This window comes from Klebsiella sp. MS 92-3, assembly GCF_000195655.1.
In the GTDB taxonomy this organism is placed as follows: domain Bacteria; phylum Pseudomonadota; class Gammaproteobacteria; order Enterobacterales; family Enterobacteriaceae; genus Klebsiella; species Klebsiella pneumoniae.
Genome location: NZ_GL882823.1, coordinates 10,427 through 28,179, shown reverse-complemented (window position 1 = coordinate 28,179; position 17,753 = coordinate 10,427). Strand labels below are relative to the sequence as shown.

Below are 17,753 nucleotides of genomic sequence, written 5' to 3'. Positions count from 1 at the left end.
GCATTATTAAGCAGAATGCCGCACATTCGACGACAACCTTGCGTTTTTTCCGGACATCGCCTGCTGAGGAACCTGAAGCTGCAGAAGATTAACTCTCTGAAAAAATTAAAGATTAATTATCTGCTGATCGGCATTGTCCCCCTTTTGCGGGCGGCGGCCCTGGGGCCGTCGATCCCCTGGTCTGGTAAACCCGAGAACCGGGTGGCGGGCATTATCGCTCGCGGCGAGCTGCGCATCAGCACTATCAACTCGCCAATGACCTTCGCCACCATGAACAATAAAGCGTTCGGTCTGGATTATGAACTGGCGAAGCAGTTTGCCGACTACCTTGGCGTAACGCTTAAGATAACCGTCCGGCAAAACATCAGCCAGCTGTTTGACGACCTCGACGACGGTCAGGCCGATATGCTGGCCGCCGGACTGGTCTATAACCAGGAGCGAGTGAAAAACTATCAGGCCGGCCCCACCTACTATTCTGTTTCGCAACAGCTGGTCTACCGCGTCGGCAATACCCGGCCGCGCACCCTCGCGGCGCTGACCGCCGAGCAGCTCACTATCGCTCCGGGCCACGTGGCGATCAACGACCTGCAGACCTTAAAAGCCGAGAAATACCCGGATCTTGCCTGGCGCGTGGACGAAAAACGCGGTACCACGGCGCTGATGCAGGCGGTGATTGACGGTAAACTTGATTACACCATCGCTGACTCGGTGGCCGTCAGCCTGTTTCAGCGCGTCCATCCGGAGCTGGCGGTGGCCCTCGATATCACCGACGAACAGCCGGTCACCTGGTTTAGCGCACGGGACGACGATAATTCGCTGTCGGCGGCAATGCTTGATTTCTTCAACAACATCAATGAAGACGGGACGCTGGCGCGCCTCGAGGAGAAGTACCTCGGCCACGGCAACGATTTCGATTATGTCGATACCCGCACCTTCCTGCGCGCGGTGGAAAATATTCTTCCGGAGGTGCAGCCGCTGTTTGAAAAATACGCCCGCGAGATTGACTGGCGCCTGCTGGCCGCCATCGCCTGGCAGGAATCCCACTGGGATCCGCAGGCCACCTCCCCCACCGGCGTGCGCGGTATGATGATGCTCACACGCAATACGGCGCAAAGCCTGGGTCTAACCGACCGCACCGATGCGGCGCAGAGTATCGACGGCGGCATGCGCTACCTGCAGGATATGATGGATAAAGTGCCGGATTCGATCCCGAAAGATGAACGCATCTGGTTTGCGCTGGCCGCTTATAATATGGGTTATGCCCATATGCTGGACGCCATGGCGCTCACCCGCAAACAGAAAGGCAATCCTAACAGCTGGGCGGACGTTAAGCTGCGTTTACCGTTGCTGAGCCAGAAACCCTATTACAGCAAACTAAAATACGGCTATGCCCGCGGCCATGAGGCCTACGCCTATGTGGAAAACATCCGCAAATATCAGATAAGCCTTGTCGGCTATTTGTCAGAGAAGGAGCGCCAGCAGCAGCAAACGCTGGCCCTGGCGGAGGATTACCCGGCCGTGCTCCCCAATGAGCTCGAACAGCCGCAGGAGACCACCCTGCCCTTTTTCAAGTTTCGCGCCGATAAGCAGATGGATAATGCCCGGATGAAACTCCCCGGCCACCTGTATTAACTTTCCCCGGTCTGCTCCCGGGCTTTCTTCAGCGCTTTTTTCTCTTCCCGCCGCCAGCGGAAGAAGTCGCTCAGCATGGCAGAGCAGGACTCTGCCAGCACGCCTTCGCTAATCTCAACCCGATGGTTCATTCCCGGGTGGTGCAGAACATCCATCAGCGAGCCGACGGCGCCGGTCTTGGCATCCCTGGCGCCAAACACCAGGCGGGCGATACGGCTGTGCACCATCGCGCCCGCGCACATGACGCAGGGCTCGAGGGTCACGTACAGCGTGGCGTCGATCAGGCGGTAGTTTTGCAGCACCAGTCCGCCCTGGCGTAAGGCCATGATCTCCGCATGGGCGGTGGGGTCGTGACGGCCTATCGGCCGGTTCCAGCCCTCGCCAATGACCTGATTGTTATGCACCAGCACCGCGCCCACCGGCACCTCGCCCTCTTCCCAGGCGCGTTTCGCCAGCGTCAGGGCATGACGCATCCAGTATTCATCATTGAGTTCGAGGTCAGACACAGCGGCCACTCCAGCAGAAAAAGCGGGGCGCATTATACATGGGCGCTATCAATTACACACTATTACTCCAGCTGCTGAAGCTCTCCCTGAGGGGTTACCCGCCAGCGATGCTGGCAAAAGCCGAGCAATGGATTATCCTGCTCACTATCGCTATAGCCGCTATACAGCCGCAGCGGGGCGCCAATCTTTTTCTCCAGCTGTACCACCTTTTCATGCCCCAGGCAGCGCAGGGTCAATACCCAGCCGCCCCAGCGGCGCGCGGTGCGGCTGGCTATCAGATTCACCCGCGGCAACCAGAGGGTATCGCGATAGACCTGCTCCACCAGCGACTGCGGCGAGCCGGTGATCAACCAGACGTCGGCATCGGTGCTGGTCAGGTAGGCGGTAAGCCGCGCATGAACTACCGGAAACGCCGTCACATGATGGCGAAACCAGCCGACAAACTCCGCTTCCAGCCGCTTCAGCACCGCCTCGCGGCGGCCAAAGGTTGTCGCCCACAGCAGGAGGCTCATCGGCCAGCGCGCCGCCCGTCCGCTCACTGCCAGTCCGGCAAGGATCACCGGCCCCATCGCCACCACCAGCAACAGGTTCAGCGGCAAATGGCGCAGCAGATAGCGCAGAAAACTGCCGAACATATCCTGTTGGTGTAAGGTTCCGTCCAGATCGAAAAACACCACTCTCCGTTCAGTGTGCTGCAAACTGCCTCCTTTATCTCAGAACTCGCTTCTCGTTAGGGTAAGCTTAACAGCCTGACGCCATGTCGAGGGAAAACATCCCCTGCCGTTAAGAAAGAATTAAAGTAGCAGGCGAAGGAAAAATTGTGGCTTAAGAATTTTTAATTCATGGTATACCCCTTATAATCGAATAAAAATTCTGTCAGTCACGAGCCGGACGGCTCCAGCGGAGCTCCAATGAACTGTTTAACGCGTATTCGTCAGCGCTATCCCACCCTGGCGGCGAGCGACAAAAAGTTGGCCGATTATATTCTAAGCCAGCCCGATGAGACCCGGCACCTCAGCTCGCAGCAGCTGGCAGCGGAAGCCGGTGTGAGTCAGTCCAGCGTGGTTAAATTTGCCCAGAAGCTGGGATTCAAAGGCTTTCCGGCGCTGAAGCTGGCCCTTAGTGAAGCGCTGGCGAGTAGCCCGGATCCGCACTCCGTCCCGGTGCATAACCACATTCGCGGTGACGATCCGCTGCGTCTGGTCGGCGAGAAACTCATTAAAGACAATGTCGCCGCCATGCATGCCTCGCTGGACGTCAACACTGAAGAGACGCTACGGGAAGCCGTCACGCTGCTGCGCAACGCCCGGCGAGTGATCGTCACCGGGATTGGCGCCTCCGGCTTGGTGGCGCGTAACTTTAGCTGGAAGCTGATGAAGATCGGCATCAACGCTGTTTCTGAGCAGGATATGCATGCCCTGCTGGCGACGGTGCAGGCCATGTCCAGCGACGATCTTCTGCTGGCGATCTCTTACTCCGGCGAGCGCCGGGAGATCAATATGGCGGCCGGTGAAGCGCTGCGCGTCGGCTGTAAGATCCTGGCGATCACCGGGTTTAGCCCGAACGCCCTGCAACAGCAGGCGACCCACTGCCTGTATACTATCGCCGAAGAGCAGGCGACGCGCAGCGCGGCCATCTCCTCCACCAGCGCGCAAATGATGCTCACCGATCTGCTGTTTATGGGGCTGGTGCAGCAGGATCTGGAGCGGGCGCCGGAGCGCATTCGCCATAGCGAAGCGCTGGTGAAAAAGCTGGTCTGAGCAGAAAATGGGCGTATAATGCCCGCCCTGTTTGTGTTGTTTCTGAGACTTTCCTGATGGCGCTGTTAATTACCAAAAAATGCATCAACTGCGATATGTGCGAGCCGGAGTGCCCGAATGAGGCCATTTCGATGGGTGACAGCATTTATGAGATTAACAGCGACCGCTGCACCGAGTGCGTGGGTCATTACGACACGCCAACCTGCCAGAAAGTGTGCCCGATCCCGAATACGATCCTGAAAGATCCGGCACACGTCGAGAGTGAAGAACAGCTGTGGGATAAATTCGTGCTGATGCACCACGCGGATAAAATTTAACCGCCCTCCTGGCTAGCTTTCGACAATCACCGTGGCGCAGGCGTAGTGGCGTTCATCAGCGAGAGTAACGTGAATAGCGCTTACTCCCATGCGTTCAGCTAAAAGGTTTGCTTCACCCCATAGCCGCAGCTTCGGCTTGCCCAGCTCGTCGTTGTAAACCTCGAACTGGTTAAACGCCAGCCCGTTACGGATCCCGGTTCCCAGCGCTTTCGCCGCCGCTTCCTTGACCGCAAAGCGTTTCGCCAGGAAACGCACCGGCTGCTGGTGCTGCTCCCAGATGCTCCATTCATGGTCGCTCAGCACCCGACGGGCAAGGCGATCGCCGCTGCGGGCGATCACTGCTTCGATGCGGGCAATCTCGACGATGTCGGTACCCAACCCGAGAATGGCCATTAGCCGCGCACTTCCAGCATCAGACGCTTCATTTCCGCCACCGCCTCTTTCAGGCCGCTCATCACCGCACGGCCAATAATCGCGTGACCGATATTCAGCTCATGCATTTCCGGCAGCGCAGCAATCGCTTTCACGTTGTGGTAGGTCAGACCGTGGCCGGCATTCACCTTCAGGCCGAGGCTGGCGGCGTAGGTGGCCGCTTTGGCAATACGTTCCAGCTCCCTGGCCTGCTCGGCGTCGGTTTTGGCATCGGCATAGCAGCCGGTGTGGATTTCGATATAGGGCGCGCCAACGTCTGCCGCCGCTTTGATCTGCGCTTCATCCGCATCGATAAACAGGGAGACCAGGATGCCGGCATCCGCCAGGCGTTGACAGGCATCGCGCATCTTGTCGCGCTGGCCGGCGACGTCCAGCCCGCCTTCGGTGGTCACTTCCTGACGCTTCTCCGGCACCAGGCAGCAGAAGTGCGGTTTGGTTTCGCAGGCGATCGTCAGCATCTCTTCGGTGACCGCCATTTCAAGATTCATGCGGGTGTGCAGCGTCTGGCGCAGGATACGCACATCGCGATCGGTAATATGGCGACGGTCTTCGCGCAGATGCACGGTAATGCCGTCGGCGCCGGCCTGTTCGGCAATGAAAGCCGCCTGAACCGGATCCGGGTAAGCGGTGCCGCGGGCGTTACGCAAGGTCGCGATATGGTCAATATTGACCCCTAACAATAATTCAGCCATGACAATCCTCGTTAATCATTATTCGTATTATCGGCTCGCGCCTTTCGCGCGGGCATAAACTGGCGAAACAACTCCCGGCTCTTGAGCGGTTTGCCGCCGAGATAGGGCTTCAGGGCGATACGGGTAAAGCGCTTCGCGGCGCGCAGCGTATCAACATCAGGAAACTCGCGACTCGCCAATGCTTTCAAATGGTGCCCGGTAAACGTGTTGTTATCAATCACCAGGCTGGCAATAAAGCCTTTTTCTTCACGATAGCGGTAGGTCATGGTGTCGTCTACCGGCTCGCCGCTCCCGGCGCAGTGGAGAAAATCCACGCCATACCCCAGGTGCCCGAGCAGCGCCAGCTCAAAACGCCGCAGCGCGGGCTCCGGCGAGCCGCTGGCCCCGGCGAGCGCCTGAATGCAGTGCAGGTAGTCGAAAAAGAGTTCGGAGAAGCGTGTTTCGTGCTCCAGCACGCGGGAGATAAGCTCGTTAACGTAGAGACCGCTGTAGAGGGTGATGCCGCTGAGCGGCAGCGCCAGCGAAACGGCTTCCGCGCTGCGCAGGGTTTTGACTTCGCCGCGACCGCCGAAGCGAACCAGCAAGGGGGTAAAGGGCTGTAAAGCGCCTTTGAGATTAGAGCGTTTGGAGCGTGCGCCCTTGGCAACCAGGCGCACACGACCGGATTCTTCCGTGAAGACGTCCAGCATCAGGCTGGTTTCGCTCCACGGACGGCTATGCAGGACAAAGGCGCGCTGCCATCCATCCACGTTGCGTTAACTCAGAGGTCGTCAACGTAACCGAGACTGCGCAGGGCGCGCTCGTCATCGGCCCAGCCGGATTTCACTTTCACCCACAGCTCGAGGTGCACCGGCGCTTCAAACATCTCCTGCATGTCCTTACGCGCTTCGATACCGATGGTTTTAATTTTGGCGCCTTTGTTGCCAATCACCATCTTTTTCTGCCCTTCGCGCTCGACGAGGATCAGGCCGTTGATATCGTAACCGCCGCGCTCGTTGCTGACGAAACGTTCGATTTCCACGGTGACGGAGTACGGCAGCTCAGCGCCGAGGAAACGCATCAGTTTTTCACGGATGATTTCGGAGGCCATAAAGCGTTGTGAGCGATCGGTAATATAATCTTCCGGGAAGTGATGGATCGCTTCCGGCAGATGCTTACGCACGATCGCCGCGATGGTATCAACGTTGGTGCCGGTTTCCGCTGAGATCGGTACGATATCGAGGAAATTCATCTGGCTGGCGAGGAACTGCAGGTGCGGTAACAGATCCGCTTTTTCCTGCACGTTATCCACCTTGTTGACCGCGAGGATCACCGGCGCTTTCGCGTCGCGCAGCTTGTTGAGCACCATCTCATCGTCCTGCGTCCAGCGAGTGCCTTCAACCACGAAGATGACCAGTTCCACGTCGCCAATCGAACTGCTGGCTGCTTTGTTCATTAAGCGGTTAATGGCACGCTTCTCTTCCATATGCAGGCCCGGAGTATCAACGTAAATCGCCTGATACGGCCCTTCGGTATGGATACCGACGATGCGGTGACGGGTGGTCTGCGCTTTACGGGAGGTGATCGAGATCTTCTGCCCAAGCAGCTTATTCAACAGCGTGGATTTGCCAACGTTTGGACGACCCACGATGGCGACAAACCCACAATAACTTTTTTCTTCGCTCATTCCAGCTCCAGCTTTTTCAGCGCCTGTTCGGCGGCAGCCTGCTCCGCCTTACGACGGCTGGAACCTGTGCCAACCACCGGTTCACTCAGGCCACTGACCTGGCAGTGGATAGTAAATTCCTGATCGTGCGCTTCGCCGCGAACCTGGACCACCAGGTAAGACGGCAGCGGCAGATGACGTCCCTGCAGATACTCCTGCAGACGCGTCTTCGGATCCTTTTGCTTATCGCCCGGACTGATTTCGTCCAGACGGGTCTGGTACCAGGAGAGGATTAAGCGTTCAACGTTCTGAATATCACTGTCGAGGAAAACCCCGCCAATTAACGCTTCAACGGTATCCGCGAGAATCGATTCGCGACGGAAACCGCCGCTTTTCAGCTCTCCCGGCCCGAGGCGCAGACACTCGCCCAGCTCAAACTCGCGGGCGATCTCCGCCAGCGTGTTGCCGCGCACCAGCGTCGCGCGCATACGGCTCATATCGCCTTCATCGACACGAGGAAAGCGATGATACAGCGCATTCGCGATCACGAAACTTAAAATGGAGTCACCTAAAAATTCCAGGCGCTCATTATGTTTGCTGCTGGCACTGCGGTGAGTTAATGCCTGTTGCAACAGCTCCTGATGATGAAAAGTGTAGCCCAGCTTTCGTTGAAGCCGATTAATTACGATGGGGTTCATGCGTTACCAATAAATGAATGCGTCAAAGATGCAGCACACGAAACCGACCTGAGCATTCGCTTCAAACAGTAATTTGAAACAGACCAATACGCTTTCGTGTGCAGTGTCACCCGGCAGAGCGACAACCAAAAACTTCGGGGGGATATTCTATACGCAACGACACGGGATGTCGTTAGTTTGAATGGATTTAAATACTAAATAATTCACGCCGCTGCGATAACAGCAGCGACGTGAATTCAGCAGAGGAAATTAATGAATTCCACCAATGCGCGATAACCGCACGCCGGTCGGCCATTCACCTTCCTGCTTTTCAAAACTCATCCAGATAGCGGTTGCTTTTCCGACCAGGTTGGCTTCCGGCACAAAGCCCCAGTACCGGCTGTCGGCGCTGTTATCCCGGTTGTCGCCCATCATGAAGTACTGACCGGGCGGCACAATCCAGGTGGCCAGCGGCAGACCGGACTGATGGTAGTACATCCCAACCTGATCCTGGGCAATCGGCACCATCAGAATTCGGTGCGTCACGTCGCCCAACGTCTCCTGACGCTCGGTAAGACGAATACCGTCGGCTTTGGTTTCGCCCTTCGGCAACTGCCAGAAACCGCTGCTCGCTTCGCCGCCGTTGCTGCGGGAGAAGGTCTGAACAAAATCGCTCGGCTCCACGTTGGAATAGGTCACCGGCAGCGCGTTGCCGCAGGCCTGTCCGGAACTGCAGCCCGGCTGAATAGTGACCTGTTTGGCAACCGGATCGTAGGTGACCTTATCACCCGGTAACCCCACCGCGCGCTTAATGTAGTCCAGACGCGGGTCTTCCGGATATTTAAACACCACGATGTCGCCGCGCTTCGGATGGCCGGTCTCGATCAGCGTTTTCTGGTAGATAGGATCTTTAATGCCGTAGGCAAATTTCTCCACCAGAATAAAATCGCCGATGAGCAGCGTTGGCATCATCGAACCTGAAGGGATCTGGAAAGGCTCATAAATAAATGAACGTACCACCAGAACGATCGCCAGCACCGGGAAAACCGATGCGCCGGTTTCCAGCCAGCCCGGTTTCGGGCCGACTTTCTTCAGCGTCTTCTTGTCCAGTTGCTCGCCGGTCGCTGCCTGAGCAGCGGCCTGACGTTCACGACGTTTCGGTGCAAAAATGAACTTGTCCAGGCACCATAAAACGCCCGTCACCAGGGTTGCAATCACCAGGATCAGGGCAAACATGTTCGCCATGCCAACTCCTTAGGGTTATTTGCCGTCTTTACCAACGTGCAGAATGGCGAGGAACGCTTCCTGCGGCAGCTCAACGTTACCGACCTGCTTCATACGCTTCTTACCTTCTTTCTGCTTCTGCAGCAGCTTTTTCTTACGGCTGACGTCGCCGCCGTAGCATTTCGCCAGGACGTTTTTACGCAGCTGTTTCACCGTAGAGCGCGCGATAATGTGGTTACCGATGGCCGCCTGAATCGCGATATCGAACTGCTGACGCGGAATCAGATCTTTCATCTTTTCCACCAGCTCGCGGCCGCGATACGGCGCGTTATCGTTGTGGGTGATCAGCGCCAGCGCATCGACGCGCTCACCGTTGATCAGCACATCGACGCGTACCATGTTCGACGCCTGGAAGCGTTTGAAGTTGTAGTCCAGCGACGCATAGCCGCGGGAGGTGGACTTCAGGCGGTCGAAGAAGTCGAGAACCACTTCCGCCATCGGAATTTCATAGGTCAGCGCCACCTGTTTACCGTGGTAAACCATGTTGGTCTGCACCCCACGCTTCTCGACACACAAGGTAATCACGTTGCCGAGGAACTCCTGCGGCAGCAGCATGTGACACTCGGCGATCGGCTCGCGCAGCTCCTGAATATTATTCAGCGGCGGCAGCTTGGACGGGCTGTCGACGTAGATAACTTCTTTGGAGGTGGTCTCTACTTCGTAGACTACCGTCGGCGCGGTGGTGATCAGGTCGAGATCGTATTCACGCTCCAGACGCTCCTGAATGATCTCCATGTGCAGCAGGCCGAGGAAGCCGCAGCGGAAGCCGAAGCCCAGCGCGGTAGAGCTTTCCGGCTCGTAGAACAGAGAGGCATCGTTAAGGCTCAGTTTGCCCAGCGCGTCGCGGAAAGCTTCATAATCATCGGAGCTCACCGGGAACAGGCCGGCATACACCTGCGGTTTCACCTTCTTAAAGCCAGGCAGCGCTTTGTCTGCCGGGTTGCGGGCGGCGGTCAGGGTATCGCCCACCGGCGCGCCGAGGATGTCTTTGATCGCGCAGACCAGCCAGCCTACCTCGCCGCATTTCAGCTCGGTACGGTCAACCTGTTTCGGGGTGAAGATGCCCAGACGATCAGCGTTATAGACCTGGCCGGTGCTCATGACCTTGATCTTGTCGCCCTTGCGCATGGTGCCGTTTTTAATCCGCACCAGCGAAACCACGCCGAGGTAGTTATCGAACCAGGAGTCGATAATCAGCGCCTGCAGCGGCGCGTCCGGATCGCCTTCCGGCGGTGGGATATCGCGCACCAGACGCTCCAGCACGTCGGTCACGCCGACGCCGGTTTTCGCTGAGCAGCGCACCGCGTCGTGGGCGTCGATCCCGACGATATCTTCAATCTCGTCCGCTACGCGCTCAGGGTCGGCCGCAGGCAGGTCGATCTTGTTGAGTACCGGAACCACTTCGAGATCCATCTCCATGGCGGTGTAGCAGTTGGCCAGGGTCTGGGCTTCTACCCCCTGCCCGGCGTCTACCACCAGCAGCGCGCCTTCGCACGCGGCAAGAGAACGGGAAACTTCATAAGAGAAGTCCACGTGGCCCGGGGTGTCGATAAAGTTCAGCTGGTAGGTCTCACCGTCGCTGGCCTTATAGTCCAGGGTGACGCTCTGCGCCTTGATGGTGATCCCGCGTTCGCGCTCAAGATCCATGGAGTCCAGAACCTGGGCTTCCATTTCACGATCAGAAAGGCCACCGCAAATCTGGATGATACGGTCAGACAGCGTCGACTTACCGTGGTCGATGTGAGCGATGATCGAAAAGTTACGTATATTCTTCATATTTAGAGTTAATTATGCCTTACGAGTATCATGAGGCCGCTGTACTGTGCCTGACGTTTTTTAATCCGAAAACGCCGCATTCTACACTACATCCGCGAAACCAGGAAATGCTGTTAGATCCAGCATACCCGCAGAAATTGTGGCGTTGTAACAGGAAAGGTAAATAAAGATAAGGGCCAGTGAAATCACTGGCCCATGTCGGAGGAAGGCGTATCAACACGCAGCAGATCCGGCGGCAGTGCGACGTTCAAAATCACCGGCTGCCAGGACTGACGTGCCGCCAGTCGCGGCGACAGACCGCGCGCCACCAGGAAGCCGCCGACGCCGCCCAGCAGCGCGCCGCAAAGTGACGCAATATCGCTGGCAAACAGCACCTGAAAAATAGACGCCATTACAAACAGCCCCGCCAGCGGCGCCATATACACCAGCATCGCTGAGCCCAGCAGGCTGCTTTCAGCGATCCCCAGCTCCACTTTTTGCCCCGCGGCCAACGGCTGCTCGCAGGGCACGCTAATGGTATGGCTGGTCTGCGGCCCCAGCTTGTTTAGCACCCGGCTACCACAGCCGGCACGGGAGGCGCAGCTGCTGCAGGAGGCTTTAACGTCGCAGTGCACCTGCGCCACGCCGTTATGCCAGGAAACCACGGTAGCCCACTCTTTAATCATTGTACTGCCTTGAATTTAATACTGTCAGAGATACGCTTCGCCGTCTGCGGCGGCAGCTCGCCCACTACGGTTATCTCCGCGTTATCGCGCACCGTCGTGCTGACGGTGCGTCGGCCGGTGCGCAACAGCTGGTCGCTGCTGGCCGCCGTGGCGCGGTTGATATTGATCGAGAAGCTGAACAAGCCGTCGGAATAGAGACGTGATTCTACCGGACCGTCAAAGGTGGGAAGACGGCGCTGGCTGCTGGAAACCTCAGTCACGCCCTGCGGGAGCCACGTCGGCGCCCAGTTGAAGTTAGCTTTGTCGCCTCCTTCAGGCACCGACAGCTGCGGCGGCAAATTCGCTTTTGCCAGCGTCTCCATGCTGGCGCTGACGTTATCGCCAACGTTGAAGGAGACGACCCGGAACTGCTCCAGCGTTTCCCCGTCGCGGTCGAGCAAATCGACGCGCAGCGGCAGCTTGGTTTCAGCATCCAGCCAGGCGATAAAGCTGTAGCGCGTGCCGTCGCGAGCCACGACGCGGATCACGTCGCAGAGGCGGTCAGCGATACGGGTACGGCCCACGGAGATAAAATCATACGCCGCGGAGAGGCGTTTGAAATCGCTATATACCAGCGATGGCAGCGAATCGACGATATAGTCGCCGTTCAGGGTGAACGGATCGAGACCGGGTTCAAAATAGCTGATTTCCGTGCCGCGCAGGACCACTTCCCGGCGCGGACCGTCCAGCTGCAGCAACTGCGCCAGCGGTTGGTTGTTCAGTCGCGCGTGACGATAGCGCAGCGACTCAACGCCTTGTTTGCTGATGCTAACAAAAGACAGCTCATAATTGAGAGACTGGCTGGCCAGGTTCATCTGCTGCAACAACGCCCCGGACGATGTATCAGCCGAGGCGTTGACAGAGAACAACAGGCTGCCTGCCATGAGCGACATGGCACACCAAAGTTGCTTCATTACTGCGATTGCGTTCCTAAAGTTTGATAGCCCGGTACCTGGACTGCGGCCTGCTGAGTCTGGGCCTGGCCAAACTGAAGCTGCTCAGCGTGCAGGCGGCGCTGCAGTTCGTAGTCCTGCAGCATGGCGTTAATTCGGCGGCGCTGTTCCTGGACCTGCGCCTGCTGGCCGCTTCCCGCTGACGCGTCAGCCGGCACGCCAAGACTTACCGGGCTTGCTTTACCCATCATGGGCAGCGTATTGAACACCGGCGCTTCTGGCTGCTGAGCGGAATCAGACTGACCATTATAGTGCTGGACGCCGACGATAACCGCAAGCGATACACAGGCGGCAACGCCCATTTGAGTCAGGGAGCTGGCCCACGGACGCACCTTGTTCCAGAACGGCATCTGCCGCCACTGATGCGGTGCGGGCTGAGATTCAGGAATAAGCGGAGCCGTCTGACGAACGGGCTCATTTTCAATGGCGGCCATCACCCGGGCGGAGATATCAAATTGCAGCACCTCAGCGGTATCGCCACGCAGCGTATCGCGGATAAGGTGATAACTCTCCCAGGTTTTTTGCATCTCAGAAGAACGACTCAGCTCGTTGAGCAGTTCGTTATCCAGCGTTTCACCATCCATTAAAGCCGAAAGTTTTTCTTTCTGCATGCCTGATACCCTTTTCCAGTATTCCGCTATCGTCAACGCCTGATAAGCGGTTGAACTTTATTATCAATAGCTTCTCGCGCCCGGAAGATACGCGAACGCACCGTCCCAACCGGACAATCCATGATAGCGGCTATCTCTTCATAGCTCAGGCCATCCAGCTCCCGTAACGTAATTGCCATGCGTAAATCTTCCGGGAGCGATTCAATGGTACGAAAAACTATTTGTCTCAGTTCTTCTGACAACATTAAGTTCTCAGGGTTCGAAATTTCTTTCAACGCCCCGCCGCTTTCGAAGTTTTCCGCCTCGTTGGCGTCAACATCGCTGGACGGCGGACGGCGCCCCTGAGCAACCAGATAATTCTTCGCCGTGTTGACGGCGATACGGTATAACCAGGTGTAAAAAGCGCTATCTCCCCGGAAAGAGTCCAGCGCACGCCATGCCTTAACGAACGATTCCTGAACAACGTCAGCGATATCGCCCGGCGGTACATAGCGGGAAACCAGGCTCGCGACCTTATGCTGATAGCGCACTACCAGCAAATTAAACGCTTTCTGATCTCCTTTCTGGACCCGTTCAACAAGGACCTGATCCGTTAACTGCTCGCTCATCCGAGGTAATGTCTCCCCAAACCCAATTCCCATGCGTCTTCAAAACACCACCCAAAATCTGCATTATGAGCAAGCTGACTGTTGGAGTGCATGAAAACAATAAAGTTCCGTTACGCTTTTTGTTTTTTGTCTGGCAACGGCGGCAGATCGTTATCAATCATTATATGCCCAGGTTGCTAAACGATAGGTAAGTCAATAAGAAAAAGCGCAGGCCCGTCTGAAGGGTATCGTAACACGCCGTTTATTTCACTATAAAATCCAATGCCATCAACCTTCCCCGCGTCTCATTTTCAGCGCGCAAGACGCCGTTTCCGTTCGCCTTTTGTTTAGCCGTCACAACAGCAGACAAAAAAATTGTACGATTCCTCACGGACCGGTGCTATTGTGAGCTAAATGTGTTTAGTAAATTAAACAAAGACAATGAATACCACTCCTGACTTCTCTTGTGATGTGTTGATTATCGGCAGCGGCGCTGCCGGTCTTTCCCTTGCCCTGCGCCTGGCTGAGCACAGTTCGGTGACAGTGCTGAGTAAAGGGCCGATCAGCGAAGGTTCGACGTTCTACGCCCAGGGTGGGATTGCCGCCGTCTTCGATGAGACGGACAGTATTGAATCCCATGTCGAAGATACCCTCATCGCCGGCGCGGGGCTCTGCGATCGTCATGCGGTCACCTTCGTCGCCAGCAACGCCCGATCATGCGTCCAGTGGCTTATCGATCAGGGAGTGCTGTTTGACACCCAGGTCCAGGCCAATGGCGAAGAGAGCTATCATCTCACGCGCGAAGGGGGGCACAGCCATCGGCGCATTCTTCACGCCGCCGACGCCACCGGCAAAGCGGTAGAGACGACGCTGGTCGATAAAGCGCTTGCCCATCCTAATATCCGCATCCTTGAGCGCAGCAATGCCGTCGATTTAATCGTATCGGATAAGATTGGCCTGCCGGGCACCCGCCGGGTGGTCGGGGCATGGATCTGGAATCGTAATAAAGAGCGGGTGGAAACCTGCAGCGCGAAAGCCGTAGTACTCGCTACCGGCGGGGCCGCGAAGGTTTATCAATATACCACTAACCCCGACGTCTCTTCCGGAGACGGGATTGCAATGGCCTGGCGGGCGGGATGTCGGGTGGCGAATCTGGAGTTTAACCAGTTCCACCCCACCGCGCTATATCACCCCCAGGCGCGTAATTTCCTGCTTACTGAAGCGCTGCGCGGCGAAGGCGCCCACCTTAAACGCCCGGATGGCACCCGCTTTATGCCGGACTTTGACGAGCGCGGCGAGCTGGCCCCGCGCGATATCGTCGCCCGCGCCATCGACCATGAAATGAAGCGCCTGGGCGTAGACTGTATGTTCCTTGATATCAGCCATAAACCCGAGGCGTTTGTTCGCCAGCATTTCCCGATGATTTATGAAAAGCTGCTCGGCCTGGGAATTGATTTAACCAAAGAGCCGGTGCCGGTCGTCCCCGCCGCGCATTACACCTGCGGCGGCGTGATGGTGGATGATAATGGCCGCACCGACGTCGATGGTTTATACGCCATCGGCGAAGTTAGCTACACCGGGCTGCACGGCGCGAATCGTATGGCGTCGAACTCGTTGCTGGAGTGCCTGGTCTATGGCTGGTCCGCCGCGGAGGATATTGCCCGGCGCCTGCCGCTCGCCCAGAAGGTCGCCACGCTGCCAGCATGGGATGAAAGTCAGGTGGAGATCCCGGATGAACTGGTGGTTATCCAGCACAACTGGCACGAACTGCGCCTGCTGATGTGGGATTACGTGGGGATTGTGCGCACCACCCGCAGGCTGGAGCGCGCCCTGCGGCGCATTACCATGCTCCAGCAGGAGCTGGATGAGTATTACGCCCGCTTCCGCGTCTCGAATAATTTGCTGGAACTGCGCAATCTGGTGCAGGTGGCGGAGCTTATCGTACGCTGCGCGATGTTGCGTAAGGAGAGCCGCGGTCTGCATTATACCCTCGACTATCCGCAGCCGCTGCCTGACAGCGGCCCGTCGATACTCTCGCCCCTGGCTCACATAAAGAGATAAAAGTCCTCGGTCAGAGCGGTAAAGCCTTCCGAATATTGCTGCTCTGGCCCGCGGATCGCCAGCCTGTCGCTGAAACACTCCCCTGCCGTCGGGGAGAAAGCCAGCAGCACCCGATGCGGCGGTCGCAGCTCGGTCTCCGCCACGTCAGTACGCAGTCGCAGATGCCAGCCCATCGCCCTTGCCCGTTCGATGAACGCATTACCAATATCCACCGGCAACACCACGCAAAAAAAACCTTCTTCGGTAATATGCTCTGCGGCACAGGTCAGCAGGGAGGCGTGATCGAGCGTAGTGGTGTACCGCGCCTGCTCTCGCTGCGAGGTCGCGCATGGCACGCCTTCGGCAAAAAAGGGCGGATTACTGATTATCAGTTCATAGCGTCGAGTTTGCGACGGCTGCCACTGATGAATATCGGCCTGCCAGACCTCAATCCGCGAAGCCCACGGCGACGCGAGGGCGTTTTCCCGCGCCTGAGCGGCGGCCTCTTCGTCCAGTTCTACCGCCTCGACATGCACATCATCTCCGGTACGCTGCGCGAGCATCAGCGCCAGCAAGCCGCTGCCCGCGCCAATATCCAGCACATGCTTCACTCCGGCAATCGGCGCCCAGGCGCCCAGCAAAATGCCGTCGGTACCCACCTTCATGGCGCAGCGATCGTGAGCGACAAAGAACCGTTTGAAGGTAAAACCATTGCGCGGCAGCGCAAACTTCGACTGAGACATCCTCAATAACCTTGCCGACAAAAACTCCTGAACCTAAGGCTATGCACAATACCGGAGAACAGATAGCCTTACAAACAGATGAACATTACGTCAGTAACGTCTATAATCGGCGGCCCACTCAGAGGTAGAACATGACTGTAACGACTTTTTCCGAACTTGAACTCGACGAAAACCTGCTGGAAGCCCTCCAGGATAAAGGTTTCACTCGCCCGACAGCCATTCAGGCCGCCGCTATTCCGCCTGCGCTCGATGGCCGTGACATTCTCGGTTCAGCGCCGACCGGCACCGGTAAAACGGCGGCGTATCTGCTGCCAGCGTTGCAGCACCTGCTCGATTTCCCGCGTAAGAAATCCGGCCCGCCGCGCATTCTTATCCTGACGCCGACCCGTGAGCTGGCGATGCAGGTAGCCGACCACGCCCGCGAGCTGGCGAAGCATACCCATCTGGACATCGCTACCATTACCGGCGGCGTGGCGTACATGAACCACGCGGAAGTGTTCAGCGAAAACCAGGACATCGTAGTCGCCACCACCGGTCGCCTGCTGCAATATATTAAAGAAGAGAATTTCGACTGCCGCGCCGTCGAGACCCTAATCCTCGATGAAGCCGACCGCATGCTGGATATGGGTTTTGCCCAGGATATCGAAACCATCGCCGGTGAAACTCGCTGGCGCAAGCAGACTATGCTGTTCTCCGCGACGCTGGAAGGCGATGCGATCAAAGACTTCGCTGAGCGTCTGCTGGAGGAGCCGGTTGAAGTTTCCGCCAATCCGTCAACCCGCGAGCGTAAGAAAATCCATCAGTGGTACTACCGCGCCGACGATATCGAACATAAAACCAAACTGCTGGTGAATCTGTTGCAACAGCCGGAAGCCACCCGCGCTATCGTGTTTGTGCGTAAGCGTGAGCGCGTGCATGAGCTGGCTAACTGGCTGCGTGAGGCCGGGATTAACACCTGCTGGCTGGAAGGCGAGATGGTGCAGGCCAAGCGAAACGAAGCTATCAAGCGCCTGACCGACGGCCGCGTCAACGTGCTGATCGCCACCGACGTCGCTGCCCGCGGTATCGATATTCCGGACGTCAGCCACGTCTTTAACTTCGATATGCCGCGTACCGCGGATACCTACCTGCACCGTATCGGTCGTACCGGCCGCGCCGGTAAAAAAGGGACCGCCATTTCTCTGGTCGAGGCTCATGACCACCTGCTGCTGGGTAAGATTGGTCGCTATATTGAAGAGCCGTTGAAAGCCAGAGTTATCGATGAACTGCGCCCGACGACCCGTGCGCCGAGCGAGAAGCTGACGGGTAAGCCATCGAAGAAAGTGCTGGCGAAGCGTGCGCAGAAGAAAAAAGATGAAAAAGAGAAACCGCGGGTGAAGAAGCGCCACCGCGAT

Annotated in this window: 20 protein-coding genes; 5 read left to right on the top strand and 15 right to left on the bottom strand. The window is 57.4% G+C overall.

Features of this window, described 5'->3' with window-relative positions:
• Window positions 1-15: 15 nt before the first annotated feature.
• The gene (gene mltF / locus HMPREF9538_RS10660) at window positions 16-1,632 is read left to right on the top strand and encodes a membrane-bound lytic murein transglycosylase MltF (RefSeq protein ID WP_009485440.1); all 1,617 of its coding nucleotides are present in this window, start codon (window positions 16-18) and stop codon (window positions 1,630-1,632) included.
• Here the strand turns inward: mltF and tadA are convergent.
• Both tadA and yfhb read right to left on the bottom strand, forming a co-directional pair.
• Complete coding sequence (gene tadA / locus HMPREF9538_RS10665; protein WP_020317155.1) at window positions 1,629-2,138, bottom strand: tRNA adenosine(34) deaminase TadA; 510 nt, start codon at window positions 2,136-2,138, stop codon at window positions 1,629-1,631. The genes mltF and tadA overlap by 4 nt on opposite strands.
• A gap of 62 nt (window positions 2,139-2,200) precedes the next feature.
• On the bottom strand, window positions 2,201-2,836 hold the full coding sequence (gene yfhb / locus HMPREF9538_RS10670; protein WP_004180922.1) for a phosphatidylglycerophosphatase C: 636 nt from the start codon (window positions 2,834-2,836) through the stop codon (window positions 2,201-2,203).
• A 213-nt stretch (window positions 2,837-3,049) separates the two neighbouring features.
• Here yfhb and HMPREF9538_RS10675 point away from each other — a divergent pair, with 213 nt between their 5' ends.
• Both HMPREF9538_RS10675 and HMPREF9538_RS10680 read left to right on the top strand, forming a co-directional pair.
• Complete coding sequence (locus HMPREF9538_RS10675) at window positions 3,050-3,898, top strand: MurR/RpiR family transcriptional regulator (RefSeq protein WP_004144349.1); 849 nt, start codon at window positions 3,050-3,052, stop codon at window positions 3,896-3,898.
• Between the two features lie 56 nt (window positions 3,899-3,954).
• Entirely contained in the window at window positions 3,955-4,215 is a 261-nt protein-coding gene (locus HMPREF9538_RS10680) for a YfhL family 4Fe-4S dicluster ferredoxin (RefSeq protein WP_004144350.1), read from the top strand.
• A gap of 12 nt (window positions 4,216-4,227) precedes the next feature.
• On the opposite strand, the gene acpS is transcribed toward HMPREF9538_RS10680, so the two are convergent.
• From acpS to rseD, 12 genes are all read right to left on the bottom strand, one after another.
• Window positions 4,228-4,608, bottom strand: a complete 381-nt coding sequence (gene acpS, locus HMPREF9538_RS10685; RefSeq protein ID WP_004144351.1) for a holo-ACP synthase — start codon at window positions 4,606-4,608, stop codon at window positions 4,228-4,230.
• On the bottom strand, window positions 4,608-5,339 hold the full coding sequence (pdxJ, locus tag HMPREF9538_RS10690; protein WP_009485437.1) for a pyridoxine 5'-phosphate synthase: 732 nt from the start codon (window positions 5,337-5,339) through the stop codon (window positions 4,608-4,610). Before pdxJ ends, acpS begins: the two co-directional genes overlap by 1 nt.
• Before the next feature lie 11 nt (window positions 5,340-5,350).
• Window positions 5,351-6,088: a DNA repair protein RecO gene (recO, locus tag HMPREF9538_RS10695; protein WP_002914062.1), complete on the bottom strand. Its 738-nt coding sequence runs from the start codon at window positions 6,086-6,088 to the stop codon at window positions 5,351-5,353.
• Window positions 6,089-6,099: 11 nt separating this feature from the next.
• Window positions 6,100-7,005, bottom strand: coding sequence for a GTPase Era (gene era, locus HMPREF9538_RS10700; protein ID WP_002914063.1), 906 nt, complete (start codon window positions 7,003-7,005; stop codon window positions 6,100-6,102).
• Entirely contained in the window at window positions 7,002-7,682 is a 681-nt protein-coding gene (gene rnc, locus HMPREF9538_RS0127935; protein WP_002914065.1) for a ribonuclease III, read from the bottom strand. The genes era and rnc overlap by 4 nt, the downstream gene beginning before the upstream one ends.
• A gap of 249 nt (window positions 7,683-7,931) precedes the next feature.
• Entirely contained in the window at window positions 7,932-8,906 is a 975-nt protein-coding gene (gene lepB / locus HMPREF9538_RS10705) for a signal peptidase I (RefSeq protein WP_002914067.1), read from the bottom strand.
• 15 nt (window positions 8,907-8,921) lie between these two features.
• Entirely contained in the window at window positions 8,922-10,721 is a 1,800-nt protein-coding gene (gene lepA, locus HMPREF9538_RS10710; RefSeq protein ID WP_002914069.1) for a translation elongation factor 4, read from the bottom strand.
• Window positions 10,722-10,906: 185 nt separating this feature from the next.
• A complete protein-coding gene (gene rseC / locus HMPREF9538_RS10715) occupies window positions 10,907-11,386 on the bottom strand; it encodes a SoxR-reducing system protein RseC (protein ID WP_004144354.1) in 480 nt (159 codons plus the stop codon).
• Window positions 11,383-12,339 carry a sigma-E factor regulatory protein RseB gene (gene rseB, locus HMPREF9538_RS10720; protein WP_002914070.1) on the bottom strand — a complete coding sequence of 319 codons (957 nt, stop codon included), beginning with the start codon at window positions 12,337-12,339 and terminating at the stop codon, window positions 11,383-11,385. The genes rseC and rseB overlap by 4 nt, the downstream gene beginning before the upstream one ends.
• Window positions 12,339-12,989, bottom strand: a complete 651-nt coding sequence (rseA, locus tag HMPREF9538_RS10725; RefSeq protein ID WP_002914072.1) for an anti-sigma-E factor RseA — start codon at window positions 12,987-12,989, stop codon at window positions 12,339-12,341. The genes rseB and rseA overlap by 1 nt, the downstream gene beginning before the upstream one ends.
• Window positions 12,990-13,021: 32 nt before the next feature.
• Window positions 13,022-13,597 (bottom strand): RNA polymerase sigma factor RpoE, encoded by a 576-nt coding sequence (gene rpoE, locus HMPREF9538_RS10730; protein WP_002914074.1) that lies wholly within the window; start codon window positions 13,595-13,597, stop codon window positions 13,022-13,024.
• Window positions 13,594-13,689 (bottom strand): rpoE leader peptide RseD, encoded by a 96-nt coding sequence (rseD, locus tag HMPREF9538_RS33355; RefSeq protein WP_121980491.1) that lies wholly within the window; start codon window positions 13,687-13,689, stop codon window positions 13,594-13,596. The genes rpoE and rseD overlap by 4 nt, the downstream gene beginning before the upstream one ends.
• 328 nt (window positions 13,690-14,017) lie before the next feature.
• Here rseD and nadB point away from each other — a divergent pair, with 328 nt between their 5' ends.
• Window positions 14,018-15,637, top strand: coding sequence for an L-aspartate oxidase (gene nadB, locus HMPREF9538_RS10735; protein ID WP_004180927.1), 1,620 nt, complete (start codon window positions 14,018-14,020; stop codon window positions 15,635-15,637).
• Here nadB and trmN read toward each other — a convergent pair.
• Window positions 15,622-16,359, bottom strand: a complete 738-nt coding sequence (gene trmN / locus HMPREF9538_RS10740) for a tRNA(1)(Val) (adenine(37)-N(6))-methyltransferase TrmN (protein ID WP_002914079.1) — start codon at window positions 16,357-16,359, stop codon at window positions 15,622-15,624. The genes nadB and trmN overlap by 16 nt on opposite strands.
• A 131-nt stretch (window positions 16,360-16,490) precedes the next feature.
• Between trmN and srmB the strand changes: the two genes are divergently transcribed.
• Window positions 16,491-17,753: ATP-dependent RNA helicase SrmB (gene srmB, locus HMPREF9538_RS10745; RefSeq protein ID WP_009485436.1), on the top strand; the 1,263-nt coding region annotated here is incomplete at its 3' end.

Excerpts from the sequence above, each read along its gene's own strand:
- mltF (WP_009485440.1), top strand. The coding sequence starts at position 16 with ATGCCGCACATTCGACGACAACCTTGCGTTTTTTCCGGACATCGCCTG.
- HMPREF9538_RS10675 (WP_004144349.1), top strand. The coding sequence starts at position 3,050 with ATGAACTGTTTAACGCGTATTCGTCAGCGCTATCCCACCCTGGCGGCG.
- HMPREF9538_RS10680 (WP_004144350.1), top strand. The coding sequence starts at position 3,955 with ATGGCGCTGTTAATTACCAAAAAATGCATCAACTGCGATATGTGCGAG.
- acpS (WP_004144351.1), bottom strand. The coding sequence starts at position 4,608 with ATGGCCATTCTCGGGTTGGGTACCGACATCGTCGAGATTGCCCGCATC.
- pdxJ (WP_009485437.1), bottom strand. The coding sequence starts at position 5,339 with ATGGCTGAATTATTGTTAGGGGTCAATATTGACCATATCGCGACCTTG.
- era (WP_002914063.1), bottom strand. The coding sequence starts at position 7,005 with ATGAGCGAAGAAAAAAGTTATTGTGGGTTTGTCGCCATCGTGGGTCGT.
- rnc (WP_002914065.1), bottom strand. The coding sequence starts at position 7,682 with ATGAACCCCATCGTAATTAATCGGCTTCAACGAAAGCTGGGCTACACT.
- lepB (WP_002914067.1), bottom strand. The coding sequence starts at position 8,906 with ATGGCGAACATGTTTGCCCTGATCCTGGTGATTGCAACCCTGGTGACG.
- lepA (WP_002914069.1), bottom strand. The coding sequence starts at position 10,721 with ATGAAGAATATACGTAACTTTTCGATCATCGCTCACATCGACCACGGT.
- rseC (WP_004144354.1), bottom strand. The coding sequence starts at position 11,386 with ATGATTAAAGAGTGGGCTACCGTGGTTTCCTGGCATAACGGCGTGGCG.
- rseB (WP_002914070.1), bottom strand. The coding sequence starts at position 12,339 with ATGAAGCAACTTTGGTGTGCCATGTCGCTCATGGCAGGCAGCCTGTTG.
- rseA (WP_002914072.1), bottom strand. The coding sequence starts at position 12,989 with ATGCAGAAAGAAAAACTTTCGGCTTTAATGGATGGTGAAACGCTGGAT.
- rpoE (WP_002914074.1), bottom strand. The coding sequence starts at position 13,597 with ATGAGCGAGCAGTTAACGGATCAGGTCCTTGTTGAACGGGTCCAGAAA.
- rseD (WP_121980491.1), bottom strand. The coding sequence starts at position 13,689 with ATGCACTCCAACAGTCAGCTTGCTCATAATGCAGATTTTGGGTGGTGT.
- nadB (WP_004180927.1), top strand. The coding sequence starts at position 14,018 with ATGAATACCACTCCTGACTTCTCTTGTGATGTGTTGATTATCGGCAGC.
- trmN (WP_002914079.1), bottom strand. The coding sequence starts at position 16,359 with ATGTCTCAGTCGAAGTTTGCGCTGCCGCGCAATGGTTTTACCTTCAAA.